Origin of the sequence: Mesorhizobium sp. M8A.F.Ca.ET.207.01.1.1 (assembly GCF_004794715.1) — a bacterium.
Taxonomy (GTDB): Bacteria; Pseudomonadota; Alphaproteobacteria; order Rhizobiales; family Rhizobiaceae; genus Mesorhizobium.
The window spans coordinates 1-325 of record NZ_SRUS01000354.1 but is presented as its reverse complement, the minus strand read 5'-3'; the positions used below and the strand labels follow the sequence as shown (position 1 = coordinate 325).

At 68.0% G+C, this 325-nt stretch carries 1 protein-coding gene; it reads right to left on the bottom strand.

Annotation, left to right across the window (positions count from 1 at the left end):
- Positions 1–187: 187 nt before the first annotated feature.
- Positions 188–325, bottom strand: a 138-nt coding sequence (locus tag EN850_RS34890; RefSeq protein WP_189591323.1) for an FtsW/RodA/SpoVE family cell cycle protein, incomplete at its 5' end; no start/stop codon positions are given.

Below are 325 nucleotides of genomic sequence, written 5' to 3'. Positions count from 1 at the left end.
GAAATCTGTCAGAGGACGGTCGGGTTGGGTACGCGGGGGTGTCAGCCGCATGGATGCGGCTGCCAAGCCTCCATGGACGGATTCACGGCGTCCCCCGCGTACCCAACCCGACCGGCCCACCGCAGCTTCTGCTGTCCGCGACCACCCAGACTCCACCCACGAGGGGCTGCGCCGTTGGCTGGAAACCCTATCCCCCGTGCACGGGCCGGTGCCCACGCACCGCCATCACCAGTCCGATGCCGGCCAACAGCGAAACCGCCGAGGTCCCGCCGTAACTGATCAGCGGCATCGGAATGCCCACCACCGGCAGCAGGCCGGAGATCAT